We start from the raw sequence: 25,432 nt of genomic DNA on the forward strand, positions 1-25,432 counted from the left end.
CAGTCAAAAGAACATATTCTCCTATTTGCGGGTAATATAGTAAATGAAAGAAAAGGTGAGTTTACTGCAGTTATAGTTTTTCACTAAGTGTAGAATAGTCAAATGGCATATATGCATTTTTATCTCCATAAATATTCTTAACACAATCTATAAACGACTGTAATTCAGGAGAAATCACTTGATTGCGATGATATACACAGGCAAAAATCCTATATGTTCTGTAGTTACTTTTAATGTGGTAGTAGTTTATTTTTTTATGTCCCTTTTCTGCAAACCAATATGGGACAATTGAGAGTCCAAAACCATTTTCTACGAGAGCATGGCTACTATCCCAGTTAATACATTTAAGTATAATATTAGGTCTATATCCTGCTTCATGAAAAAGAGGATTAATAAAATGCTCATATGCTTTAGCATATAGTGAAATAAATGGCATATTTTTTAGTTTTGATAAATCTGCATAATTAGTTAAACCATTTTTATTAATTAAGGAATTAGCAATATGATTTTTAGGAACGGCAAGGTAAAACTCTTCACGACGAATAGTTGTGTATACCAAATCAGGATGATAGTATAATGCAGGAACAAGCAAAAAATTCAGCTTTCTTTCTAAAAGTAGTTCAATGAGATTTTCTAGTGAATTTTCAGTTAGGGTAACATTTGTTGAATTTAATTGTGATACGCTTGACATAATACTATTTAGATAGTGTAAAGTGTAACCTACTGGCCATCCTAAATGAATATTTGTAGTGTTAGAATTAGCAATATTCTGAACTTTTCTTAACATTGAGTCATATTGTTCTAATAGTACTTTGCCTTCTTTTAGCAGTATTTTTGCAGGTTCAGTTGGAATACACTTTCCATTTTCTCTATTATATAAAGGAAATGAAAGAGATGATTCTACTCGCTTTATATATTGAGTTAATGCAGGTTGGCTAATATATAATTTTTTAGCGGCTTTTGAAAAACTTCCTTGCTGTTCAATAGAAGCATAATTTTTAGTGTTTTTAATTCAATATCTATATGCATAGTGAATTCCTCACTCTCAGAATATATAATATTTTGTTATAGGAGTATATTATATATTGATATTATTCAAAAATCAATATATATGTTAAAATTATGTCAAACATAATTGAAAATGGTGCACTTTTTATTAGTTTTAATTAAGTTTTGAAAGGTGAATATAATGAGTATTTTTTCGAATTGAATTATATTTATGTGGTATTGCACAGCTCATTAGTCATATAATACTAGGATGTACAGGCTTTGGAGGAACTGTAGTAGCGGCACCATTTACTCAGAAATATTTAGGAATTAGTGTTGCAATTCCATTTGGTAATTTAGTAACATTTCCAGTATTAATTGATATTCTAATTAAAGAATATAAAAAAATTAAAGAATATAAAAAAGTGCATTGGAAAAATATATTAGTTTTAGAAATTAGTTACTTATTGGTTTTAATATGTTTATTAGAGCACTTATTATATTCATTTAGTTATATTGAATAGTGTAGGTGATTAAAAATGGAAAAATTAAATAGTATCAGAATCAAATGGTACTGTACAATTTGTATTCCTCTGTTGCTGGTATTTGTATGTAAATTAAATCAAGTTGATCATACAACTATGATGTTTCTTGCACTAACAACAATGGGAATACTGATGTTTTTATTTGAACAAATTCATATGGTAATCACCTCTGTATTTCTTATGATGACATATGTAATTTTCGAAATTGCTCCTATGAAAGTTGTTTTTTCAGGATGGCTTCAAGAGAGTATTTGGATTACTTTTGGATGCTTAGTATTAGTTGCTATTTTGGAAAAAACAACACTTGTAGAGCGTGTTACATTTCATTTGATTATTTTAAGTGGAGGTACATATAAAGGAATTTTATTTGCATTAATTATTGTTGGAATTCTTACAAATCTTTTGATTCCAGGTGTAATGGTAGGTGTCATGATAGCAGCACTGGCTTTTAATTTATGTGAAACATTAGAATTGGGAAAATCAAAAGCATCTGCAGGTATTATGATAGGTGCATTATGTGTAGGATTCTATGATGTAGAAACATTTATACTTTCGCCAGGAAATTATACATTGATTACTAATTCTGCTAAAGAAATAATTGACTTACCAATGAATTATTGGATTTTTTTTAAAGATAATTTTATATTTTTCCCATTAGTAATAATTGAAGCGCTTGTATTGAATAAAATGTTTGCTCCTGAAGAAATTGGTAATGTTAAAGAGCAGTTTCAGAAGAAGTTAAATGATTTAGGAGAAATATCATATAGGGAAAAAAAGATGATTGTAGTATTAATTTTACTTTTATTATACTTATTTACAGAACCATTTCACAATCTATCTATGTTGTATGGTTTTATCATTGCTCCAACAATTTTGTTTTTGCCAGGGTTTGATTTAGGAGATTCTGAAGATATTTCAAAAATCAACTATAACATTTTAGTATTTATGGTTGCTTGTTTAGGAATAGGAAATACAGCTGTATATATAGGAATGGGAGATAAACTTGCTAACTGGGCAGTAAATAATTTAATGGTAGAAAATTTATCAATTATGATGGGAATGATTTTTTTAATTGCAGTAGTTGTTAATTTTTTAATGACACCATTCGCATCTATGAGTTCTTTAGGAGGATCATTAGCGCAAGTAGCTCAAAGTCTCCATATTAGTTTTTATCCACTGTCCTATGCATTTTTCTTTGGATGCCAGACAGTAATATTCCCATATGAAACAGCATTATTCGCAATACTTTACGGATTTGGAAATGTTCGATTGAAAGATTTTATAAAGTTTATGATTATTAGAGCATGTATGTGGTTAGTGTATCTCATGGTTATAGGAACTAATTATTGGAAATTTATAGGGCATTTATAATGCAGAATATAAATATTAGGAGGAAATAGTATGATTAAATATGATTTTAATTTAAAGGGCAAGGTAGCAGTAATCACAGGAGGTGGCGGTGCTTTAAGTGGAGTTTTTGCAGAAGCTTTATGTTCACATGGTGCAAAAGTTGCATTGTTTGATATTAACAAAGAAGCAGCTGATAAAGCAGCAGCAAAATTAGAAGCGGCTGGAGGAATTGCTAAAGGATATAAAGCAGATGTTCTCTCAAAAGAAAGTATAACAGAAGCTTATGAAGAAGTAAAAAAAGACTTTGGTACTTGTGATATTCTATTAAATGGGGCAGGTGTTCATCATCCTTTAGCAACAACTGAACATGAACAAATTACAGAGGAAAATATGAATGATGGAAGTAGAAGTTTTTTTGATTTAGATATAGAAAAAGTAGAATGGGTGAATCGTTTAGATTTTATAGGAACTTTTATTCCATCACAGGTTATCTGTAAAAATATGATAGGAAAATCTGGATGTTCAGTTATCAATATATCATCTATGAATGCTATTAGTCCAACTACAATAGTTCCTATTTATTCAGCAGCAAAAGCAGGTGTAAGTAATTTTACAGCGTGGCTTGCTAACTACTTTGCATTAGTAGGAATTAGAGTAAATGCCCTTGCACCTGGATTTTTTGTTACAAATCTTAATAAAAACATTATGTACAAAGAAGATGGAACATTAAGTGGACGTTCTGAAAGAATTATTGCAGGAACTCCAATGTCAAGGTTTGGAAATCCAGAGGAGTGTGCAGGAACACTACTTTATTTAGTAGATCCTGAGCTTTCAGGTTTCGTAACAGGAGCAGTAATACCGATTGATGGTGGTTTCAGTTCTTTCTGTGGAGTGTAGATTTTTTTAGATTGATTTTAAATAATTAAAAATATCAGATAAAATAAAGAATGAATTTGAGTAAAATGCCCTTTCTAAATGACAGGGCATTTTTTATATGATTTTATTAAAAATTATATTAATAATGTAATATAAATTACGGAACTAATATAAATTAATAGATATAATATTACTATATAGGAGAATTCAATTTAGAAAGGTATTTATTTCTATAAAGAAGAATCTAGAGGAGGGAACATAAATGAATTAGCAACAAGATTTAGTAAACTTGACGAGTTTGTACAATAAATCTAATGAAACTGTTGCAAAAGGAGTTAAGATTTCAAAAAATGCTACGAAAAAAATAGAGGATAACTTATCCTCTATAGTAAGATATGAATTGTTAAAAGTTACTTTAAATACTATAGTAAGAAATTAATGTAGTTGATATTTTACTTCAATAATTTTTCCAATAAAGTAATTAACTCTTGGGAATATCTTTTTGTATCATTTTTTAGTATTTTTATAGCAATATCTATGTCATGTGGTTCATCATAGTATGAACTACATGTAATCACATCAATGGTATCAGCAATTATTACAATTTTGGAGTTTAAGGATATTTCATATCCTTTTAGCTTTTTTGGATATCCGCTTCCGTCAAGTTTTTCATGGTGTTGTAAAATAATATCAGTACATTCTTTGCAACATCAATGGAGTGCGCATATATCCATTTCACATAGTTAGCTAATGAGTTAACATAAATCCACCAAGGCTCATCTTTAGAATCAAATAGTATACTACTTAATATTTTATTAGGTTTATCCAAAATGACATGGTCAGGTATATTCATTCTTGCTCTGAATTCATCAGAAATTTTGGTAATACCTACATTCTTCTTATCATTAAAATTAAACATATTTTTTAGTTTATCCATGCTAATTCCAGCATTTCTTAACTTTGTAATAATTGTGCTATCTACCTTTTGGCCTTTCTTTAGTAATAAAATCCCCTTTTCATTGTAGATATCTTTCTTTGAAAAATACTTATGCATCGCATTAACTCCCATCTGTATTTATTTTAATTAACAATAGAAATTTGATTTAAGAGAAATTTTATAAGAATAAAATTCTAAATATGTGTATATAAAAAAAGGTAGGGAGTATATAAACTACCTACTTACATGCTACACGATTTAGGATATAAAAAATTTCTCATATAAAAGTCAATTTCTCAATGCATATTAAGTATTTTGGTAGCCCAACCATCATGACAATTTATTGCTTTAGACTTGTGGCTTTGCGTCTCCATCTTTAGATGGATTTGCCTTTATCAATTTACTTATTGAATATATTTTTTAAATTTTATTAAACGTTTCTATAATATTATTCTATAGCATACATAGACTTATGTCAATATATTAACTGTTATGTAATATATTATATTATTATGTTATATATTATGATATTATCAAAATTTTATATAATAATTTAGAAGCGCAATAAAAACTATATAATATAATTTGTAACTAAAAATAACGTACACAGATATGTAAGATATGGAGGGGGATAATGAAGGATCTTTAATTTACTTCTTTTTTAAAGAAGTAAAATTAAATCGAATTGAATCAATGCATGATCCTAGAAATTCTAATTCAGGAAAAGTTATGGAAAAATGTGGATTAATTTATGAAGGAACTATAAAACAGGGAGATTGGAATAATCAAGGTATTTGTGATTATTCAATGTATGGACTTGTTGCAGAAGATTATAAGTATTGAATTTAGTGGATTAAAATATAGAGTATATTTATAGGGGATGTTTCACTAAAATTGATGAAACATCCCCTATACTATTATAAAATAATTTCTTAAATTATATTTAATGGTAAATTATAGAAAATATTTAATAAAAATTTAATAAAAAATAATAAAAATATATGAAATTTTAAATTTTATATACCGAATATTCTGATAAATATATTTATTTTTTTTGATATGAGATAGTACAAGTGTATTAAGGCAAGTCAGTAAGTATTTAAATGAAAAAGTAAAATTTATATGATTAAGATTATTGTTCTGCCTAAAAAAATATCCAAAAGTAGTAATTTATTAGAAAACTTTTACTACAGAATTAAAATTGTTTACATACTACTACTTCGAGAATTTAACTATTTAATATAGCAATTAAGAATATTGACATATATATTGCAAAATAGATTAAATTTAGAATTAAATAATGCTTAATAATGCTTAAAATAATGTATTTTTGATATTAAAAAAATATATTAAATCATATGATTATAATTATTATTGACACCATAAAAATTAGTTGCTATAATTGAAAAAATAATAAAATAGAGTGATAAAATTGATAGAATGAGAAAATAATATATTGAATTTATATGATAAGTTATTTTTATTTGTTACCTATAAATAAGGGGCAATATAGATAACAAAGTTGAGTAAAAATTAATATTTAAGAGGGGGCTATTTTATGAATTTAAGTGTTATTGCAGCATTTACAATTATATTAGTTGTATTAGCAGTAGGTGAATTTGTTTCTACTAAAACTAAGGCTTTTATACCTTCAGTTTTTGTATCAGCAGTATTATTTTTAATTGGATTTTGGACTTTTATGCCTAAAGATTTAATTGCTAGAGGTTCATTTGAAACGCCGATAGTTACTATGTCAATGTATTTATTATTAGTTCATATGGGTACATTAATGAGTCTTAGAGAATTATTAGCTCAGTGGAGATCTGTTATAGTTTCAATTGGAGGAATTGTAGGAATATGTCTTATGACTATGACTATAGGAAGATTGTTATTTGGAATGCAAACTGCAGTTGTTGCTACTCCACCACTTACTGGAGGAGTTGTTGCATCTATATTAATGGCAAAAGGTGCTACTGATAAAGGGTTACCTGCTCTTGCTGTTCTTGCAACATGTATGTATGTTATGCAGGGATTTGTTGGATATCCAATTTCAGCATTTTGTCTTAAAAAGGAAGCAAAACGCGTTTTAGGGGTATATAAAAATGGTGATAAAAAAGTTAAATTAGAAAAATCTGCAACTAGTACACAGGTTAATGTTCAAAAGAAAAAACTTATACCACCGCTTTCAAAGGAATATCAGACTCCATATGTAATACTTCTAAAGTTAGGATTTGTTGGATTTCTTGCTTCTAAAATTTCACCAATTGTGCATGTTAACCAGTTTGTTATTTGTTTGATTCTAGGAGTAATTTTCTGTGAAATTGGATTCTTAGAAGAAAAGGCTTTAAATAAGGCCAATGCTTTTGGATTTCTAATGACGGTTCTAATGGGATATATTTTTGCTAACCTTTCACAAGCTACTCCAGCAATGCTAAAACAAATATTAGTACCATTGTTTGGAATTATAATTTTGGGTGTAATAGGAATGTTTATCGCTTCTTTAGTTCTAGGAAAACTATTAGGATTTTCAAAAGAAATGGCTTTTGCTTCAACACTAACGGCACTATATGGATTTCCGGCAGATTATATTTTAACTAATGAGGCAATTAAATCAGTATGTAAAAGTGATGATGAAGTAGAATATGTAACTGAGGATATGCTTCCAAAAATGCTTGTGTCTGGTTTTGCTACAGTTACAATAGCATCAGTTATTATAGCCGGTATATTTGTAAAATTACTATAATCCTTCTTTGATATATGATTAAAAATATTTATATATTTACTAGGACTGTGTTATAGTAATTCACAGTCCTAAATTATCTTAATTATAAGAGGATGATAAATATGAAAACAAAAGTTGAAAGAATTAAAAAAGATATTGAGAAGTTATCAAAATTTAATTCGACACCCGGTAGAGGACTTACTAGATTTTCTTTTACTAATGAGGATAGGAAAGCTAGAGAATATATAAAAAGTGAAATGAAAAAAGCAGGACTTAAGGTATATGAAGATGCAGCAGGAACAATATTTGGAAGGTTAGAAGGAGAATTTGAAAATGGGCCGGTTGTAATGCTTGGATCTCATTTTGATTCTGTAAAAAATGGTGGTAATTTTGATGGACCTGCAGGTGTTGTTATGGGTCTTGAAGTTGCTAGAGTTTTTAAAGAGAACAATATTAAACCTAAATATCCAGTAGAATTTATAGCTATGATTGAAGAAGAAGGTGGAAGATTTGGGGGAGGTTTATTTGGGAGTAGAGCTATTACTGGCCAGGTTACTCGAGAATCTTTAAATAAATTTAAAGATAAAGAAGGCATATCTATAGCACAAGCTATGAAGAATTTTGGATTTGATCCTGATAAAATAAATGAAGCTAAAAGAGAAAGTAAAGATATAAAAGCATTTATAGAATTACATATTGAACAAGGTCCTGTATTAGAGAAGAGTAACATGGATATTGGTATAGTAGATTATATTGTAGGTATAGAAGAATTTGAAGTAGTAATAAAAGGAAGACCAGATCATGCAGGTACAACACCTATGAATATGAGATCTAATGCGCTTGATGCAGCAGCGCCAGTTATTGCAAAAATAAGTGAGTTTGCGATTGAAGCAGGTGAAGATACAGTAGCTACTATTGGCGTTTTAAACGTAGGACCTGGGGCTGCCAATATAGTTCCTAGTGAGGTTAGATTTACTGTAGATATAAGATCTAAAAAAGAAGAATGTAAAAAACAAGTTCATGATAAAGTTGTTAACTTACTTAAAAAAAGTGCTGGTAAAACGAATTGTGATTTAGAAATTATACAAAAAATTGATGTAGCTCCAGTTAAATTAGATGAGGGTATAGTTGAAGATTTTTCAACAATTTGTAATAAATTAGGATTTAAGAAAAAAACAATGATCAGTGGAGCAGGGCATGATGCTATGATTATTGCGTCTATTGCAAAAGTTGGATTAATTTTTGTACCTAGTAAAGATGGAAGAAGTCATTGCCCTGAAGAATGGACAGATTATGAAGACCTTCAAAAGGGAATTGAACTAGCATATTATGAGGCTTTAAACCTCAGTGAGTAAAATATAAAAAATATTAAAAATAATTTAGGGGGTAAAAATATGACAGTAAAAGAATTGGCTAAAAAGTATAAAAAAGATGTTATTAATTTAAGAAGGGAGTTCCATAAATATCCAGAGGCTAGTTTAAAAGAAGTTAGGACAAATAAGAGGATAAAAGAAGAATTGGATAAGATTGGTGTACCTTGTAAGACTGTTGCAGGTACTGGAGTAGTTGCAGAAATTAAAGGTAAAAAGCCAGGTAAAACAGTTCTTTTAAGAGCTGATATAGATGGATTATCTGTTACAGAATTAAACGATTGCGAATTTAAATCTCAACATGATGGATTTATGCATGCTTGTGGACATGATACTCATATATCAATGCTTTTAGGTGCGGCTATGATATTGCAAGATATTAAAGATGAACTTTGTGGTACTGTAAGATTAGTTTTTCAACCTGCAGAAGAAGTTGCCCAAGGAGCTAAGATGATGATAAAAGCTGGAGTACTTGATGGTGTAGACGGAGTATTTGGAATGCATATATGGAGTAACATAGAATGTGGCTCTGTATGTGTTCAGAAAGGACCTTTAATGGCTTCAGCTGATTTATTTAAAATTAAAGTTAAAGGAAAAGGTGGACATGGTTCAGCTCCTCACCAGGGTGTCGATGCAGTTGTAGCATCTTCAGCTATTGTTATGAATTTGCAATCGGTAGTAAGTAGAGAAATAGATCCACTTGAGTCTGCAGTAGTAAGTGTAGGATCAATAAAATCAGGTACAAGATTTAATGTTATTGCAAGTGAGGGAGTTTTAGAAGGAACAACTAGATGTTTTAATCCTGAAATAAGGGAAAACTTTCCTAAAATGCTTGAAAGAGTTGCAAAAGACACAGCAGCTACATTTAGAGCGGATGCTGAATTAGAATATACATGGGGAACACCTGTTGTAATTAATGATGAAAAATATTCTAGTATAGCAGAAAAATCTGTAGAAAAAATTGGAGCTAAGCCTATTATAATGGAAAAGATTACAGGTGGAGAAGATTTCTCAGAATATATGAATAGAGTACCGGGAGTATTGGCATTAGTAGGTTGTAGAAACAAAGATAAAGGTGCAATTTATCCACAGCATCATCCTAAATACACTATTGATGAAGATTCACTTGAAATAGGATCTGCTTTATATGCACAATATGCACAAGATTTTTTAAGTGAATAGTTAATTAGGTGTAGATATATAATTTGATTTATTTTAAGCAGCGGTAAATAGGTAAATATTTATCACTGCTTTTTTATCTTAGTTTTATTGGTATGAACTTTGTTATAATTAAATTATCATGTTTAGATTATATTAATAGTTTTAAAAATAAAATTATAAGGATGCTGTATCTGATGAAAAATAATTTAGATATTATTAAAAAATTAATGGCGGAATATCAAAGACCTTTTTATATTTATGATGAAAGTGTGATTTTTAGGCAAGTTACAACTCTTTCAAAAAGATTTCCACATTTTGAGTTTTTGTATTCAATAAAGACTAATCCGTATACACCTATAGTAAATTACATAGTATCAAGAGGATTTGGTGCAGATGCAGCTTCAGCAGAAGAGGTAGCTATAGCACAGAAGGCAGGATTATCTTATGAAAAAATATTATATTCCTCTCCAGGGAAAACACATAATGATATTGAAAAAACTATAGAAAAAGCAATAATAGTTGCAGATAGTTATTTTGACTAATATAGATATCGTTGGTATTCATGTTCACCTGCGTTCTCAGATTCTTCACCACAATATACTTTATAGATACTACGAAAAAATTTTTGAATTAGCTTTATTCTGTAAAGAAACTATGGGATGGAAATTAGAATTTATTGATTTTGGCGGAGGACTTGGCATAGCATATTCTTCATTAAATGATAGTCCTCTCGATATCCAATTACTTAGTGATGAATGTGAAGAACTATTTCAAAGATTTAAGGGTAAAATCAACGCTAGACTTATTATTGAAACTGGTAGGTTTTTAGTTTGTGAGGCTGGCCAATATGTTACACATATTGTAGATATAAAGGAATCTAGAGGAGTAAAATATTTAATTGTAGAAAATGGACTTAATGGATTTTTAAGACCTTCTATTGCAGAACTTTTAAAGGACTATACACCTGAAGGTAGTAAATTAAAAGCTTCGGAGCCATTATTTACAACTAAAGATGCATTTGAATTTACTATTCTTGAAAGAAAAGAACCTTTTCTTGAGAAGGTAAGCATAGTAGGTAATTTGTGTACATCAACTGATATAATGGCAAAAGATATAATGCTTCCAAAAGCTGCACTATATTTTTATATAAGTCAGTACTATTGGAAAATATTAAAGGAGAGATAACAATGAAGTTTAAATTAAAGGAGCATATTCCAATAATGCTTACAGTATTATTAGCATGTTTTGTTTATATATGGAAACTTTGGAATGAGGGATTGGGTAATCTTTATTACTCCGCAGGAGTATATTCTATGGGACAAAATTTTCATGCTTTTTTTATAATAGCATAGATTCAGTGGGTTTTATTAGTATAGATAAACCACCACTAGGACTTTGGATACAAGTTCTATTTACAAAGATATTTGGATTTAATGGTATGGCTATATTGCTTCCAGAAGCACTTTCTGGTGTTTTTTCCGTATATCTTATATATAAAATTATAAATAAACGATTTGGGAAATTTGCAGGTATAGTTTCGGCGTTGATTCTTGCTTTAACGCCAATTCTTGCAGCTGTTAGTAGAAATAATACAATTGATGGTATATTAATTCTTATGCTCGTCTTAGCTTCCGACCAGGCTATTAAAGCTGCAGAAAAGTCTAGCTTTAAACATCTTGTTTTTGCAAGTTTATTTATAGGCCTTGGATTTAATGTGAAAATGCTTCAGGCTTATATGATAGTTCCTGCTGTTTATCTAACATATTTTTTATTCTCTAAAGAAAAAATATCAAAAAGAATAATTCCATCTGTAATATCTATTGCTATACTTGCTGTGGTTTCATTTTCGTGGATTATTGCAGTTGACTTGACCCCAAGTGAAAACAGACCTTATGTTGGAAGCAGTGGAACTAATAGTGAGCTAAGTCTTACTTTGGGAAATAATGGTGTGGGTAGATTAATTGGTAAACAATCTGTAGGTGGAAACAATAAAAATAAGCCTAGTAAAGGTAATCCTCCACAGCAAAATAACATAAATAAGAGAAATGATGATAATAAGAGAAATGATGACAATAATAGAAATGACGGAAATAACATGAATAATAGTAATAATAGAGGAACAGGTGGAGAAGGTGGAGATACATCTATATTTAGACTATATAATAGTAATATTGCGGGACAAATATCTTGGTTTCTTCTCCCAGCTTTAATGGTTAGTTTACTGTGTTTCTATCAATTATTTAGAAGAAAATCTAAAATGAGCTCCAAAAATATTACTCTTTTCTACTTTACTATGTGCTTTTTACCAATGTTTATTTATTTTAGCTTTTCAAGTGGAATGGCACATCGCTACTATCTTGCTATGATTTCAGTACCTATTGCTGGACTTGTTGGAATAGGAGTTTCCTTTTTACTTGAACAACACTCTCAAAATAAAAATATTCTTGTACCTATATTTGGGGTTTCGGCGGCAGCACAGTTATATATTCAAAGTCTTTATAAAGATTGGATTAATTGGCTGTTACCAGGATGTGCTGCTATTTTTATAATTATAATTGTAATAATGTTTTTCAAAATTAAGAATATAGCAATGAATAATATTATTTCATTAACTATTGGACTTCTTTTGATACTACCTGCTATTTGGTCATTTACACCAATTATTTATGGAGGTAATGCTCAAATACCAATTGCAGGCCCAGAACTTGCAAATAATGGAGATCTATTTGACGTACATTCGGATCTATCAAATCTCATTAAATACCTAAAAGATAATAGAGGAGATGCAACATATATTGCCTCTGTCCCAAGTGCTATGGATATGGGAGCTGAGTTAATTCTTCAATCTGGAGAACCAGTTATGGTTTTAGGTGGTTTTAATGGAGGAGATAATCCTTTAACTTTAGAAGAATATAAGAATATGATTAGTGATGGTAAGATTAAATATGCAATTGTTACAAATAATAAAGATAGTAAATCATCTAAAGATATTGATAAGAGAAGAGAAAATATAAATGACTGGATAGTTGAAAATTGTATTCCTGTGAGTGAACAATTTAATGGATTTACATTGTATAAATTAAGTATTAATTAATGATTGAGTAAAAAGTAATATCATATCAATAAAATTGTCGTATATTTATGGAGGTAATATAATGAAAGTATTAGGCGTAGTTGGTAGTAAAAGGAAAAATGGTAATACAGCATATTTGGTTAAGCAAGCACTAGATGCAATTGAATCAAAAGAAATTGAAACTGAATTGATTTTTCTTGGAGATTATAATATTAATGAATGTACTGGATGTGAAGGATGTGAAGATACATGCAAATGCGTAATAATGGATGATATGCAGAAATTATATCCCAAGATACTGGAAGCAGATGCTATTATTACAGGTTCACCTGCATATTTTTATAATATAACTGCAGATATGAAAGCTTTTATTGATAGACTCTATTGCTTTGAAATTTTTGATGAAGATGATCGCTCAGTTTGGTCAAGTATAAATGAAGTATTAGGAGGAAAATATGCTGTAGTTATAGCTGTTTGTGAACAAAATGATGAAAAGGATATGGGATTTACTGCTGAAGCCATGAGTAGACCTCTTGAAGCTTTAGGGTATAGAGTAATAGATAATGTTAAAGTTTTAAATTCTTTTAAAAAAGGAGATGTACTAAAAAATCAAGATGCTTTAGAACAAGTAAAAAGAGCTGGAAAAAAACTTGAAAAAATGATTAAGTTAAAAAAGATACATAAAGTGTTTTACATATAAATATTTAATGGTATAATCATAATCAAGCCATCCTTTACTGATATTTTCTTCTAAGCTAAAATATTATATCATAAAGCGATGGTTTATTTAATTTAATGTTGATTATTATTTTTAAAATAAGTACTATATCAATAAAAGGAATGATAAAAGATGCTTTATATAGATAGAAGGAAAGAAATATTAGATTTAATAATGAAAGATGGTTCTGTAAAGGTTTCTGAGTTGGCCAAAAAATATGATATTGGTGAAGCTACTATTAGAAGAGATTTAAAGTTTTTAGCTGAACAGTATGGGGTACAACTTACTTATGGAGGAGCTTTTCTATATAAGTCAGATAACTATACAAATATTACAGAAATGAATATAAACAAGAAAAAGGCACAAAACTTAGAACAGAAAAAAATTATTGCCAAAAAAGCAGCAAGTTTAATAAAAGATGGAGATACTATTGCTTTAAATCAAGGAAGCACTGTTGAGTTAATATTGAGTTATTTAGGAAATATTAGCAAATTAAATGTTATTACATTGTCATTAAATGTTGCAGTAAAAGCATCTACGCTACCATTTATTGATGTCTATATGCCTGGTGGTAAATTGAGAAGTTTTTCAGGAGCTTTTTATGGTAGAGATTCGGAAGAATTCTTAAAAAAATTTAATGTTGATAAAGCTTTTCTTGGAGCTGCTGCAGTATCTCTTGAAAATGGTGTAACTCATCCAGTACTTGAAGAAGTAAATAGTAATAGAGTATTAATTGAGATAAGTAGGAAAAACTTTTTAGTTACAGATACATCTAAATTTGATAAGATTTCTCTTGTAAAAATGGCTGATTTAGAAGAATTTGATGCATTTATTGTGGATGATGACATTGATGACAAATATAAAGATTATGCAGAAATGAATAATATTAAAATAATATAAAGTGAAATAGAAGATGAATAATTACTTTATATGTAGATATTATTTTGAAAATAATCCAGGGATAGATTTTTACTCTGGATTGTTTTTTTTATTAATTTATTTAGATGATAATGTAAAATATGTACATAAATTTAATATAAAATCAATATAAATATAAATATATGAGTGAAATAAGCAATGTTTATTGCCAAAAAACTTTTTAAACGCTCATTATTAAAAATAAAATTACTATAAAGCAGGTGAAAAGTTAAAATTATATTGAAATATTAAAAAAATGATATAGAATATATATATAAAGTTGATATAAAGTTGATATAAATTTAACATAAATAAAAATAAACTTACATAAGCTAATATTAAAAATAAACTTTATCTTAATTTAGTAAATTTAGATATATTTGAAAGAGGGAGGGGATAAAACATAGAGGTAAATAAAATTAAAAATATAATCTATTAGGGTTTCCTTTACTTATGGTATGGAAATTCTGAATAGTATTATTGTGTAAACGATATGATTCGTGGGGTTCTTAATATTGAAATGGCAAGATTTAAAAAGCTATATGTTATCTATATTAAATTATATTAAATTGTGGGGGAAATTAAATGAAAAAATATGTAATGGTTATAGATGAAGGCACAACAGGGACAAGGTCTTTAATATTTGATAAAAATTTCAATATTGTATCACAAAGTTATGTTGAATTTACTCAATATACACCTAGTGAAGATAAGATAGAACATGATGCTGAAGAAATTTATATGAAGAGTATAAAAATGTGCAAATTTGCTATGGAAAAAGCGAATATAACAGCTGATGATATCGATTGCATAGGTATTACAAATCAAAGAGCTACATGTGTTGTTTGGGATAAGGATACTGGAGAACCTTTGTATAATGCTATTGTTTGGCAAGACAATAGAACAGCTGATTTTTGTGAAAAATTAAATAAAAGTGAATTAGGAGAAAAAGTTAGAAAATCTACGGGATGGACAATTGCACCAGTTTATTCATCTATTATGCTTAAGTGGTATTTGGAGAATGTACCAATTATAAAAGAAAAGATTGAAAAAGGTAAAGCTCTATTTGGAACAATGGACACATGGTTGGCATGGAAATTGACAAAAGGAAGAGTTCATGCAGTAGGATATTCTAATGCTTCAGTTATGGGGAGTTTAGATCTTGAATCTGCACAGTGGAATAAAGAATTTTTAGATTATCTCGGTTACCTATTTCTATATATCCAGAATTAATTAGTGATTCAGGAGATTTTGGATATACAGATAAGAGCATATTTGGAAAAGAGATCCCTATTACGAGTATGATAGCAGATCAACACGCTGCATTGTTTGCTCAGGGATGTATTAAAACAGGTATGGCAAAGTGCACAAATGGAACTGGTACATTTATAGATGTAAACGTTGGAAATAGATGTGTTATATCAGATAAAGGTTTAAATACAGTTATTGCTTGGAAAATTAATAATGAAATTAGCTATGGAGTTGAAGGATATGCTGCAGTTACAGGTTCAGCAGTACAGTGGCTTAGAGATGGTATGAAAATTATTAAAAATTCTTCAGAAACGGAGAAACTTGCAACATCTGTTCCAGATTCTAATGGAGTAGTATTTGTACCTGCTTTAGCAGGGCTTAGTGCACCATATAATGATCCTTTTGCAAGAGGTACTATTATAGGAATTACTAGAGGAACCAAAAGAGAACATATTATAAGAGCTACTTTAGAAGCAATTGCATTTAGGTGTAAAGATATTTGTAATGCTGTAGAAAGTGATGCCCAAATAAAAATAAGAGCTTTAAAAATTGATGGTGGAGCTTCAAAAAATAATTTCTTAGCACAACAAATTTCAGATATAACAGATGCTGTAATAGAAAGACCTGTTTCTGTTGAGGCTACTAGCTTAGGATGCGCAGAGTTAGCTGGATTGTATACAGGATTTTGGAGTATGGAGGATTTTGCTAATGCTGTAGATATAGATAAAAGATTTGAGCCAAAAATAACTGAAGAAGAAAGAAATGAAAGATATTTACAATGGCAAGATGCAGTAAATAGAGCAAAGGGTTGGAAGACACAAAGGTAGTACTGCATAAAGGTAGTACTACTTTAAAGTAAATTATTAAATACATCTAATACTTGAAAACTATATGAAAATTAATTAAAGGGTAGGTGGATTAAGTGATTAATGAGTTCTATGAAACTTTACAGAAAGATGAAGGATTAAAAGAATATAATATAAAAGCTGAAATCACTGAAGAAAATGTAATACGTTTAGAAGGAGAAGTTGATACTTGGCAACAAGTTGTAGATATAGGACATATTGCTGGAAGAATCAAAGGTGTTAGAGGTGTTCTTAATTTAATAAAAGCAAAAGATGTGAAATTAGAAAAGAAGGACAGGACAGAAGAAATTAATCGTGCTAAAGAGAAAGGAGTTATCGATTCAGCAGATGTTGTAATTATAGGGGCAGGAGTTAGTGGTTGTGGAATTGCAAGGCAGCTATCAAAGTATGATTTAAAAATATTAGTTGTAGAAAAAAACTCAGATGTTTCAGAGGGTACTACAAAGGCAAATAATGGAATGATTCATGCTGGATATGATTCAAAACCAGGATCTCTTAAAGCAAAGCTTAATGTAAGAGGAAATGCACTTTATAGTAAGTGGGCTAAGGAATTAAATTTTAAATTTGAGAGAACAGGTTCTTTTGTAGCTGGATTTGATGATTCAGATGATGAATATTTAAATATGTACCTTGAAAGAGGAATTAAAAATGGTGTTCCAGGTATAAAAATTTTATCTGCTGAAGAAGCAAGAAAAATTGAACCTAATTTGCATCCATCAATTAAGAAGGTTTTGTGGACTCCAAGCGCAGGCTATGTAGAACCTTATGAGGTTACACTTGCATTAGCAGAAAATGCTGTAGACAATGGAGTAAAGTTTATGCTTGAAACAGAAGTTTTAGATATTATAAAAGATGGACAAAAAGTTGACTCTGTTGTTACAGATAAAGGAATTATAAAGACAAAATATATAATAAATGCAGCTGGATTATATGCAGACCAAATTGCCGAAATGGTTGATGATAGATTTTATACTATTCATCCAAGAAGAGGAACATTGATTATATTTGATAAAAATAATAAAGATATTGTAAAAAGATTTATAGGTACGCCACCTAAGAATTTTACAAAAGGAGGAGGACCAACTCAGACTCCAGAAGGGAATCCATTATGGGGACCGTCTGCAAAAGAAGTTCCAGACAAACAGGATTTAGCTGTAGAAGAAGATGATATTGAATTTATTATGAACAAATGTTCACATTTAGTAAATGGAATTAAAAGAAATAGTGTTATTACATTTTTCAGTGGTTTAAGAGCAAGTAATTATATAGAAGATTTTATTATAGAAATATCTAAAAAAGTAGAAGGATTTATTCATGTTTCAGGAATTCAGTCACCAGGGCTTGCGTCTTCTCCAGCTATAGCAGAGAGAGTTGAAAAATTGTTTAAAGAAATATGTCCATCTGTAAAAGAAAAAATTAATTACAATCCAATAAGAAAAGCTACTCCTTGTTTTAGAGATTGCACTATGGAACAAAGAGATGAGCTTATAAAGAAAAATCCTAAATATGGGCACATAATTTGTAGATGCGAAACTATTACGGAAGCGGAAATAGTTAATGCTATTCATGGCAAAATTCCAGCTACTACAGTTGATGCAGTTAAGAGAAGAACAAGAGCTGGTATGGGTAGATGTCAAGGAGGATTTTGTGGACCAAGAGTAGTAGAAATATTGGCGAGAGAATTAAATATATCCCCAACTGAAGTTACACAAAAGGGTAAAGGATCAAGGATCCTAATGTGTTCTTCAAGATAAATTTAAAGTATCAATTTAGAAATAAGAGATTAGGAGGATATGTAATGAAAAAATTAAGTAAAGATTTAGTCATAATCGGTGGTGGACCTGCAGGTATGGCAGCTGCTGTAGAGGCTAAAAATTTAGGAATTAAGGATATACTTATAATTGAACGTGATGTGGAATTAGGAGGAATACTTCAGCAGTGTATACATGATGGATTTGGGCTAATGACATTTCATAAAACATTAACAGGTGGTCAGTATGCACAAAAGTTTATAACAAAAACAAAAGAGTTACAAATTGAAGTGAAGTTAAATACCATGGTGTTAGAAATAACACAGGATAAAAAAGTTTATGCAACAAATGAAGATGAAGGATTGCTTGAGATTCAAGCAAAAAGTATTATATTGTCTATGGGATGCAGAGAAAGGACAAGAGCTCAAGTCTTTATTGCAGGAACAAGGCCAGCAGGAGTTTATACAGCAGGAACAGTACAAAGATACATTAATATGGAAGGTTATTTGCCAGGGAAAAAAGCAGTTATATTGGGTTCAGGTGATATTGGTCTTATTATGGCAAGAAGAATGACATTAGAGGGAATAAAAGTTGAAGGAGTTTATGAAATTATGCATTCTCCAGGTGGCCTAACAAGAAATATAGTTCAGTGCCTAAAAGATTACGATATACCACTTCATTTAGGAACAACAGTAACAAAAATACATGGCAAAGGCAGAGTTGAAGGTGTAACTGTTTGTGAGGTAGATAAAGATTTAAAACCTATAAAAAGTACAGAAAGATATATTGAATGTGATTTAGTAGTTCTTTCAGTTGGATTAATTCCAGAAAATGAATTAACTACTAAGGCTAATATTGAAATTGACCCTGTAACAAGAGGACCTGTAGTTGATGAGAATATGATGACATCAATACCAGGAATTTTTGCAGCAGGAAATGTTGTAGCTGTATTTGATTTAGTTGATTATGTATCTAAAACTGGAGCTGTGGCTGCAAAAGGTGCTTTTAAATATATAAATAATCGATTGAATTTAGATTCTAAATATTTAAAAGTAAAAGCAGGAGAGAACATATCTGTTCTTATACCACAGAGAATAAGAAGAGAAAATATGGAAGATAAGATGGATGTTTTTTTGAGAGTAAGAAAGCAAGAAGATAAAACTAAGCTAATGCTAAATTTTGATGACAAAGAAATTCAATCTGGCCGTTATTTAATAGTAAAACCACCTGAAATGGTTCATACAAATGTATTAAAAAAGGATATTGAGAAGGCATGTAATGAGAGTATTTGTTTTAATATGTTAAAGGAGGTTTAGTAAGTTGGATGTTAAACAATATACATGTATAGTTTGTCCTCGAAGTTGTAAGATTGATTTAACTATAAAAGATGATAATAGTTATGAAATTAAAGGGAACAGTTGTAAAAGGGGTGAATCCTATGTAATTAATGAATACACTAATCCTAAAAGAATGCTTACAACAACAGTGAAAATTGAAAATGGATTATATAAAAATATACCTGTAGTAAGTGATCAAGAAGTTGAAAAAAGTAAATTGTTTGATTGCTTAAAATATCTTTATTCAATTAAGGTAAAAGCACCAATTAAAGAGGGAGATATTATAGTAGAAAATATCTTAGGTACTGGAGTTAATATTATTGCAGCTAGAGATATGGCAAAAAAATAATAAGGAGGAATTGTTTTGGATAATAATACTAGAAATTTTATTGAAAAGATCAAGAGTAAATTACCAAATGTAGACGTGCTAGACAGAGAGGAAGAGCGTTTAATTTATGCTCATGGATGTTATCCTAAAGAATATAAATTTATTTTGCAGGGTAAGTATAAAAAATTGCCAAGTGCAATTTTAATTGTTAACAATGAACAAGAGATCAGTGAAATTTTGAAACTTGCAAATGAAATGAAAGTTGGAATTATTCCATATGGTGGAGGATCTGGAATTGTTGGTGGAAGTATGCCTGACAACGAAGAAGTTATGATTGACATTAAAAGATTAAGGGACTTCTCTATAAATCCTATTAACTGTACAGCTACAGCTGGTGCAGGAATAACAGGAGCAGATTTTGAAAATATGTTAAATGAGCATGGATATACATGTGGGCAATATCCACAATCTTTCCAAAGTGCTGTTCTTGGTGGAATGGTTGCCACAAGGGCTATTGGAACCTTTTCAACTAAATACGGTAAAATGGATGATATGGTAAATTCAATTGAAGTAGTTTTGCCTACAGGAGAAATAGTAAGAACTCACAAGGCACCTAAAAATTCAACAGGACCAGAATTAAAAGATTTATTTTTAGGAAGTGAAGGTGTTTATGGAATAGTAACTAAAGTTGAAATGAAAATTTATCCAATAGCTGAGAAGAGATATTTTGAGGCATATACTTTTCCAAAAACCGAAATTGGACTTGAAGCTATCAGAAATTTCGTTCAAAAGGGAATTAAACCAGCAGTTATTAGACTTTATGATGAAACAGAATCAATCTCTAAAATGCGTAAATATGGTTTCGAAAAAGGTTATGCACTTCTAATTGTAGGTTATGAAGGCTTAACTGAAATGGTTGATTTAGAAAGGAAGATAGTTAATAGTACATGTGTTGCATTTTCTGGAATTCCTAAAGGAGAAAAAGCAGGAAATGACTGGTTTAAAACAAGATTTAGTACAAAGAAGATGTTAGATTATGATGTAATGAAAGGTGGGACAGCAGACGCTATTGAAGTTGCTGCACCTTGGGACTCTATTGCTAAAGTTTGGTCTGAAATGAGAAAGGCGTTAGAGCCGTTATGTGTTGATGTCGATTGTCATTTCTCACATGTATATCACACAGGAGCTAGTGTTTATGTTATATTCCATGCTAAAACTTCTGGAGATGATTTTGATGGAGCCAAACGTTATCAAGAATGTTTAGATATTGCATGTTCAACTAGTTTGAAATATGGTGGAAATGTATCACATCATCATGGAATAGGAAAAGCAAAAGCGGCATATATGCCAATAGAACATGGAGAAGCTGGATTTGGAGTTATGAAAAAAATTAAAAATGCATTAGACCCAGAAGAAATACTTAATAAGGGGGTATTAGGACTATGATAAACTATACATTAGAGAATTATGAAGATAAATTAACAAGACAAGTTATACACATGGATCAAGCTATATGTTATTGTCCAGAATTTAGAGCTACTAAGATGATGCATGACTATCCATCAAGAAAATTACAAATGGCAAGAGCTGTTTATAAAAATGAATTAGAGCCAAATGAATATATATCAGATCTATTGTTTCAATCAATATTATCTAGACAAGGTGAGAGATGGCAAAACTTTGGTGAATCTCCTGAGGACTGTACGGATGTTATGATTTTATCTCGTGAGATGATGCTTTCTAAAGGCTTTGGAAAGCATATAGTTGATAAATTTAAAAGCACTTTAAATAAAAATAACGGCCATATTTTAAAAATACAGGATAAAGATATTAATAGATTTAAAAGATATATACCTGTTTCTGATAAGTCTACTACTTATTTGTTTATAGATGATGCTACTTGTACTTATGCAGGTAAATCAGCTAGAAATATTGGAGAGTTCTTTTCAAAAAATGGAGTTACTTTTTATCCAGAAATAAAAGCTACATTTGCAGGATGGGAATATTTTGCATATGGCTTAGTAGAAGAAGGAAAAGAATACATCAAAAAAATGCTTGATGATTTAGAAAGTAAAGGCATTGATACTATAATGACTTTATCTGGTCAAACTCAATACTTATTTAAAATATATATTAAGAAATTAGGTTTAGAAAATGAAATTAAAGTCGAAAGTATTTTAGATTATGTTGATGAACTTAAAGTAGATACACCAGCATATCTATATGCAGGAAGCTTTTATAGTAGATATTTAAGAATGGAAGATAAGATAAATAGTCTGGTAAAAAATACAAGAGAACAATATATTTCAAATTGTGCAGAATTTAATCCTCTAATAGATGGAGATAAGAGAGTTAATGAAGTTACAATTTGGCAAAAACCAGTAACAGCAGAATATAAATTATTTGGATTTGATGAAAATATACTTAATAATATTGTTGAAGATGGTATATGTGATATTAAAAAAGGAATACAAAATATCACTATAGTATTTGATCCATATGAGTACAAAGTAATTAGTGAAAAAATGGGTTCAAGTTCAGTTGTATATTTTGCTGAACTATTATAGTAAAAGTAATTTAAAACTATAGTGTATAAATGTCTTCTAATTACAGGGATTGAGATTCAGTAGTTAGAAGGCATTTTTTATTTATTTTATTTGACTTCTAAAATTAATAGATGATACAATATATTTCACCAGTTGATTAGTAAATTTGGAAGGAAGAGTATAATGATAAAAGCAGTATTTTTTGATATGAATGAAACATTGCTAAATTTAAGTTTACTTAAAGAGAGTTTTGATAAAAATTTTCATGATGATTTTGCTTTAAAGTATTGGTTTACCAAGCTGCTTCACACCTCTACTGTATTAGGCAGTATGAATGAATATAAGAACTTTGGAGAATTATCAGAGGTTGTATTAGAAAATGTATTTTATGAAAGTGGAAAGGAGCTTACAGAGGAAACTAAAGCTGAAATATTGGGATCTTTTAGAAAATTGCCTGCATATGATGATGTTTTTCAAGCACTTAAAATACTAAGGAAAAATAATATCAAGGTAGTTGTTGTATCAAATTCATCTTTAGAAATGATAAAAGAACAGCTAATAAATGCAAATATATTTGATTTAGTTGATACATATTATTCAGTAGACTCTGTAAAAAAATATAAGCCATTTAGTGATATATATAGCTATGTAGCTAATGAAGAAAAGTTACCTTGTGATAATATTGCAATGGTTGCATCTCATGATTGGGATCTATTTGGAGCAAAAAAAGTAGGATTTACAACAGCATATATTAAGCGTAAAAAAGAAATATACAATCCATATTATGCACAGCCAGATATATGTAATACAAATTTAATTGATCTGGTTAAAGAAATTGTAAAAATTAAATAATAAATAAGCTAAATTCAATGCACAGATAAATTCAATTAAATAAAATGGAGGAAAATTTATGATACTTGGAATATCAGGAAGTCCAAGACCTAATAGTGTTACGGCTTCTGCAGTTAAAAGAGTTCTAGCTGAAAGTGGCAAAGAAACGGAATATATTTCACTTGCTGGGAAAAAAATAAGTGGATGTATAAGTTGCCTTGGTTGTACTAGCAAAAATATGTGTGTTGTAAAAGATGATTTTCTTGAAATAGCAAAAGCTATGTTAAAAGCAGATGCTATTGTTTTTGGAGCTCCAAATTATTTTGATCAACCAAATGCTCTCTCCCATTGCCTTTGGGAACGTTGTTTTTGTTTTAGACATAATGGTGAATTTTTACTTAAAAATAAATTAGAAGTTATAATTTCTACAGGATATTCTAATGAAGAAAAAAATAATCCTGTTATTGAAACTATAAAAATGTTTATGAATAGAAATAAAATGAAGGTTGTTTCAAAGTTCACTGTAGGAGCATATTCTCAGTGTTATGATTGTAATCAGGGAATAGGTTGCAAAGTTGGAAATATAGTTAAAGATCATGGGTTTGTAGATAAATTGACACCTGAAATGTATCCGAAGAAATTTGAAGATCAACATATATCTATATTGAAATGTGATAATGCAGCAAAATGTTTGAAAAATATGCTAAGTTGACTATAAAAGTTCCTTTAGCATATTTTTATATAATAATTAAGTATTATAATAGAATTTATTCATTTCCCAATTTATGATATAATAATATAGCATATTAATAATTAATCAAGTACAATTGTTAAAGCTAGTAAGTATCATAAATAATAGTAATGGGGAGATTTTGATGAATAAAAAATATATAGAAGAATGCCGTAAATGTAAAATAAGTAATGAAATAAAAAAAGAATTATGTCCTTATTGCATAGCACAAAAAGTAATAAATGGAAAATGGAAAATGCTAATTTTTTGGCATTTAAAAGATAAAACGATGAGATTTAATGAGTTAAATAGATTGATACCTGCAACTTCCTCAACTCTTTCAAGACAATTAAAGGAATTAGAAATTGATGGAATGGTAGAACGAAAATCATATAATGAGATACCACCTAGAGTGGAATATTATTTAACTCCCATGGGGAAAAAATTTAAAGATGTGATGAAATCAGTTAAAAGTTGGGCAAACTTATATCTTATAGAAGAAAATATATCACTGTAATAAATTAAATTAAGATAAACATTTCAAGTAAGAATAAAGGGTACTCTCATAATAGAAAGTACTCTTTTTAAATTATAAATACTTACTTAGCTTACTATTGACTTTAGATTTCAAATCTGTTATTATATTATCAAATAGAATTAAGGAGATGTTAATCATGTTAACTACTTTTAAGGCTAGTGCCAAAAAGTTACCAAAAGGATTACAAGTTGAAACAAATTCAAGAGGATTCAAGATTGTATTTGATGAACCTGAAGAATTAGGTGGAACAAATGCTGGATTAAATCCTGTAGAAGCTCTTCTTTGTACATTAGGTGCTTGCCAATCTATTGTTGCAAGTTCTTTTGCGGCTGCTAAGAATTTTACTTTTGAAGAACTTTCAATTGAACTTGAGGGAGATTTAGATCCAGATGGATTTCTTGGAGTTTCAGATGCAAGAAATGGTTTTCAAGAGATTCGTTATATTATGAATTTTAAAACAAATGAAAGCCAAGAAAAAACAGAAGCGTTTGTAGATTTTATTGAAAAGACTTGTCCTGTAGGAGATTGTCTTGCAAACGGTGTGAAACTTGTAAGGGCTGGTGTAGTAAGAAGTTAATGATTATAATCTATAATTGG

26 protein-coding genes, 1 pseudogene and 1 riboswitch are annotated in these 25,432 nt (G+C 29.4%); of the genes and pseudogenes, 24 read left to right on the forward strand and 3 right to left on the reverse strand.

The features are described 5' to 3' along the window. Positions 1-70: 70 nt before the first annotated feature. The gene (locus H2684_RS05300) at positions 71-787 is read right to left on the reverse strand and encodes a LysR family transcriptional regulator substrate-binding protein (RefSeq protein WP_182088372.1); all 717 of its coding nucleotides are present in this window, start codon (positions 785-787) and stop codon (positions 71-73) included. A 739-nt stretch (positions 788-1,526) separates the two neighbouring features. Between H2684_RS05300 and H2684_RS05310 the strand changes: the two genes are divergently transcribed. The 3 genes from H2684_RS05310 to H2684_RS05320 all read left to right on the forward strand — a co-directional run bounded on the left by H2684_RS05310 (position 1,527) and on the right by H2684_RS05320 (position 4,197). Next, positions 1,527-2,903: an SLC13 family permease gene (locus H2684_RS05310; RefSeq protein WP_182088373.1), complete on the forward strand. Its 1,377-nt coding sequence runs from the start codon at positions 1,527-1,529 to the stop codon at positions 2,901-2,903. Positions 2,904-2,933: 30 nt separating this feature from the next. Beyond that, positions 2,934-3,779, forward strand: a complete 846-nt coding sequence (locus H2684_RS05315; protein ID WP_182088374.1) for an SDR family oxidoreductase — start codon at positions 2,934-2,936, stop codon at positions 3,777-3,779. 277 nt (positions 3,780-4,056) lie between these two features. Continuing rightward, the gene (locus H2684_RS05320) at positions 4,057-4,197 is read left to right on the forward strand and encodes a hypothetical protein (RefSeq protein WP_182088375.1); all 141 of its coding nucleotides are present in this window, start codon (positions 4,057-4,059) and stop codon (positions 4,195-4,197) included. Between the two features lie 13 nt (positions 4,198-4,210). On the opposite strand, the gene H2684_RS12460 is transcribed toward H2684_RS05320, so the two are convergent. Both H2684_RS12460 and H2684_RS05325 read right to left on the reverse strand, forming a co-directional pair. Beyond that, positions 4,211-4,447: an HD domain-containing phosphohydrolase gene (locus tag H2684_RS12460; RefSeq protein WP_347707526.1), complete on the reverse strand. Its 237-nt coding sequence runs from the start codon at positions 4,445-4,447 to the stop codon at positions 4,211-4,213. Next, positions 4,393-4,812 (reverse strand): hypothetical protein, encoded by a 420-nt coding sequence (locus tag H2684_RS05325; RefSeq protein ID WP_243159286.1) that lies wholly within the window; start codon positions 4,810-4,812, stop codon positions 4,393-4,395. The genes H2684_RS12460 and H2684_RS05325 overlap by 55 nt, the downstream gene beginning before the upstream one ends. 197 nt (positions 4,813-5,009) lie before the next feature. Further along, positions 5,010-5,096, reverse strand: a riboswitch (cyclic di-GMP riboswitch). 244 nt (positions 5,097-5,340) lie between these two features. Between H2684_RS05325 and H2684_RS05330 the strand changes: the two are divergent. The 21 genes and pseudogenes from H2684_RS05330 to H2684_RS05425 all read left to right on the forward strand — a co-directional run. Continuing rightward, a pseudogene (locus H2684_RS05330) lies at positions 5,341-5,538 on the forward strand (GNAT family protein); the annotation flags it as partial. 715 nt (positions 5,539-6,253) lie between these two features. Continuing rightward, positions 6,254-7,438 carry a hypothetical protein gene (locus H2684_RS05335; protein ID WP_182088376.1) on the forward strand — a complete coding sequence of 395 codons (1,185 nt, stop codon included), beginning with the start codon at positions 6,254-6,256 and terminating at the stop codon, positions 7,436-7,438. A 101-nt stretch (positions 7,439-7,539) separates the two neighbouring features. Next, on the forward strand, positions 7,540-8,772 hold the full coding sequence (locus H2684_RS05340; RefSeq protein WP_182088377.1) for a Zn-dependent hydrolase: 1,233 nt from the start codon (positions 7,540-7,542) through the stop codon (positions 8,770-8,772). Positions 8,773-8,811: 39 nt separating this feature from the next. After that, positions 8,812-9,969 carry a M20 family metallopeptidase gene (locus H2684_RS05345; RefSeq protein ID WP_182088378.1) on the forward strand — a complete coding sequence of 386 codons (1,158 nt, stop codon included), beginning with the start codon at positions 8,812-8,814 and terminating at the stop codon, positions 9,967-9,969. A gap of 173 nt (positions 9,970-10,142) precedes the next feature. Beyond that, on the forward strand, positions 10,143-10,490 hold the full coding sequence (locus tag H2684_RS05350; RefSeq protein WP_182088379.1) for a hypothetical protein: 348 nt from the start codon (positions 10,143-10,145) through the stop codon (positions 10,488-10,490). Beyond that, positions 10,483-11,133: a hypothetical protein gene (locus tag H2684_RS05355; protein WP_182088380.1), complete on the forward strand. Its 651-nt coding sequence runs from the start codon at positions 10,483-10,485 to the stop codon at positions 11,131-11,133. The genes H2684_RS05350 and H2684_RS05355 overlap by 8 nt, the downstream gene beginning before the upstream one ends. A gap of 2 nt (positions 11,134-11,135) precedes the next feature. After that, entirely contained in the window at positions 11,136-11,300 is a 165-nt protein-coding gene (locus H2684_RS05360; protein WP_182088381.1) for a hypothetical protein, read from the forward strand. 5 nt (positions 11,301-11,305) lie between these two features. Further along, on the forward strand, positions 11,306-13,042 hold the full coding sequence (locus tag H2684_RS05365; protein WP_182088382.1) for a glycosyltransferase family 39 protein: 1,737 nt from the start codon (positions 11,306-11,308) through the stop codon (positions 13,040-13,042). Between the two features lie 61 nt (positions 13,043-13,103). Next, on the forward strand, positions 13,104-13,721 hold the full coding sequence (locus H2684_RS05370; RefSeq protein WP_182088383.1) for a flavodoxin family protein: 618 nt from the start codon (positions 13,104-13,106) through the stop codon (positions 13,719-13,721). A gap of 150 nt (positions 13,722-13,871) precedes the next feature. Beyond that, entirely contained in the window at positions 13,872-14,639 is a 768-nt protein-coding gene (locus H2684_RS05375) for a DeoR/GlpR family DNA-binding transcription regulator (RefSeq protein WP_182088384.1), read from the forward strand. 603 nt (positions 14,640-15,242) lie between these two features. Continuing rightward, a complete protein-coding gene (locus tag H2684_RS12330; protein ID WP_243159287.1) occupies positions 15,243-15,890 on the forward strand; it encodes an FGGY family carbohydrate kinase in 648 nt (215 codons plus the stop codon). A gap of 68 nt (positions 15,891-15,958) precedes the next feature. After that, positions 15,959-16,735, forward strand: coding sequence for an FGGY-family carbohydrate kinase (locus H2684_RS12335; protein ID WP_243159288.1), 777 nt, complete (start codon positions 15,959-15,961; stop codon positions 16,733-16,735). 95 nt (positions 16,736-16,830) lie between these two features. Then, a complete protein-coding gene (locus H2684_RS05385; RefSeq protein ID WP_347707522.1) occupies positions 16,831-18,528 on the forward strand; it encodes an FAD-dependent oxidoreductase in 1,698 nt (565 codons plus the stop codon). A gap of 44 nt (positions 18,529-18,572) precedes the next feature. After that, positions 18,573-19,841 carry an FAD-dependent oxidoreductase gene (locus tag H2684_RS05390; RefSeq protein ID WP_182088385.1) on the forward strand — a complete coding sequence of 423 codons (1,269 nt, stop codon included), beginning with the start codon at positions 18,573-18,575 and terminating at the stop codon, positions 19,839-19,841. A 4-nt stretch (positions 19,842-19,845) separates the two neighbouring features. Then, positions 19,846-20,211, forward strand: coding sequence for a DUF1667 domain-containing protein (locus tag H2684_RS05395; protein WP_182088386.1), 366 nt, complete (start codon positions 19,846-19,848; stop codon positions 20,209-20,211). Between the two features lie 15 nt (positions 20,212-20,226). Beyond that, the gene (locus H2684_RS05400; protein ID WP_182088387.1) at positions 20,227-21,636 is read left to right on the forward strand and encodes an FAD-binding oxidoreductase; all 1,410 of its coding nucleotides are present in this window, start codon (positions 20,227-20,229) and stop codon (positions 21,634-21,636) included. Continuing rightward, complete coding sequence (locus tag H2684_RS05405; protein WP_182088388.1) at positions 21,633-22,757, forward strand: hypothetical protein; 1,125 nt, start codon at positions 21,633-21,635, stop codon at positions 22,755-22,757. Before H2684_RS05400 ends, H2684_RS05405 begins: the two co-directional genes overlap by 4 nt. A gap of 162 nt (positions 22,758-22,919) precedes the next feature. Further along, a complete protein-coding gene (locus tag H2684_RS05410) occupies positions 22,920-23,588 on the forward strand; it encodes a haloacid dehalogenase type II (RefSeq protein ID WP_182088389.1) in 669 nt (222 codons plus the stop codon). 58 nt (positions 23,589-23,646) lie between these two features. Continuing rightward, positions 23,647-24,279, forward strand: a complete 633-nt coding sequence (locus H2684_RS05415) for a flavodoxin family protein (protein ID WP_182088390.1) — start codon at positions 23,647-23,649, stop codon at positions 24,277-24,279. Between the two features lie 163 nt (positions 24,280-24,442). After that, complete coding sequence (locus H2684_RS05420) at positions 24,443-24,814, forward strand: helix-turn-helix domain-containing protein (protein WP_182088391.1); 372 nt, start codon at positions 24,443-24,445, stop codon at positions 24,812-24,814. 157 nt (positions 24,815-24,971) lie between these two features. Beyond that, a complete protein-coding gene (locus tag H2684_RS05425) occupies positions 24,972-25,412 on the forward strand; it encodes an OsmC family protein (protein ID WP_182088392.1) in 441 nt (146 codons plus the stop codon). The last annotated feature ends 20 nt before the right edge of the window (positions 25,413-25,432 follow it).

The sequence above is a fragment of the Clostridium sp. cel8 genome (assembly GCF_014050525.1).
Taxonomy (GTDB): domain Bacteria; phylum Bacillota; class Clostridia; order Clostridiales; family Clostridiaceae; genus Clostridium_B.

Coding starts and splice junctions, on each gene's coding strand:
- H2684_RS05300 (WP_182088372.1), bottom strand. CDS start 787: ATGTTAAGAAAAGTTCAGAATATTGCTAATTCTAACACTACAAATATT.
- H2684_RS12330 (WP_243159287.1), top strand. CDS start 15,243: ATGAAAAAATATGTAATGGTTATAGATGAAGGCACAACAGGGACAAGG.
- H2684_RS05360 (WP_182088381.1), top strand. CDS start 11,136: ATGAAGTTTAAATTAAAGGAGCATATTCCAATAATGCTTACAGTATTA.
- H2684_RS05370 (WP_182088383.1), top strand. CDS start 13,104: ATGAAAGTATTAGGCGTAGTTGGTAGTAAAAGGAAAAATGGTAATACA.
- H2684_RS05425 (WP_182088392.1), top strand. CDS start 24,972: ATGTTAACTACTTTTAAGGCTAGTGCCAAAAAGTTACCAAAAGGATTA.
- H2684_RS05325 (WP_243159286.1), bottom strand. CDS start 4,812: ATGCATAAGTATTTTTCAAAGAAAGATATCTACAATGAAAAGGGGATT.
- H2684_RS05310 (WP_182088373.1), top strand. CDS start 1,527: ATGGAAAAATTAAATAGTATCAGAATCAAATGGTACTGTACAATTTGT.
- H2684_RS05375 (WP_182088384.1), top strand. CDS start 13,872: ATGCTTTATATAGATAGAAGGAAAGAAATATTAGATTTAATAATGAAA.
- H2684_RS05345 (WP_182088378.1), top strand. CDS start 8,812: ATGACAGTAAAAGAATTGGCTAAAAAGTATAAAAAAGATGTTATTAAT.
- H2684_RS05340 (WP_182088377.1), top strand. CDS start 7,540: ATGAAAACAAAAGTTGAAAGAATTAAAAAAGATATTGAGAAGTTATCA.
- H2684_RS12335 (WP_243159288.1), top strand. CDS start 15,959: ATGATAGCAGATCAACACGCTGCATTGTTTGCTCAGGGATGTATTAAA.
- H2684_RS05350 (WP_182088379.1), top strand. CDS start 10,143: ATGAAAAATAATTTAGATATTATTAAAAAATTAATGGCGGAATATCAA.
- H2684_RS05405 (WP_182088388.1), top strand. CDS start 21,633: ATGATAAACTATACATTAGAGAATTATGAAGATAAATTAACAAGACAA.
- H2684_RS05390 (WP_182088385.1), top strand. CDS start 18,573: ATGAAAAAATTAAGTAAAGATTTAGTCATAATCGGTGGTGGACCTGCA.
- H2684_RS05335 (WP_182088376.1), top strand. CDS start 6,254: ATGAATTTAAGTGTTATTGCAGCATTTACAATTATATTAGTTGTATTA.
- H2684_RS05315 (WP_182088374.1), top strand. CDS start 2,934: ATGATTAAATATGATTTTAATTTAAAGGGCAAGGTAGCAGTAATCACA.
- H2684_RS05420 (WP_182088391.1), top strand. CDS start 24,443: ATGAATAAAAAATATATAGAAGAATGCCGTAAATGTAAAATAAGTAAT.
- H2684_RS05415 (WP_182088390.1), top strand. CDS start 23,647: ATGATACTTGGAATATCAGGAAGTCCAAGACCTAATAGTGTTACGGCT.
- H2684_RS05410 (WP_182088389.1), top strand. CDS start 22,920: ATGATAAAAGCAGTATTTTTTGATATGAATGAAACATTGCTAAATTTA.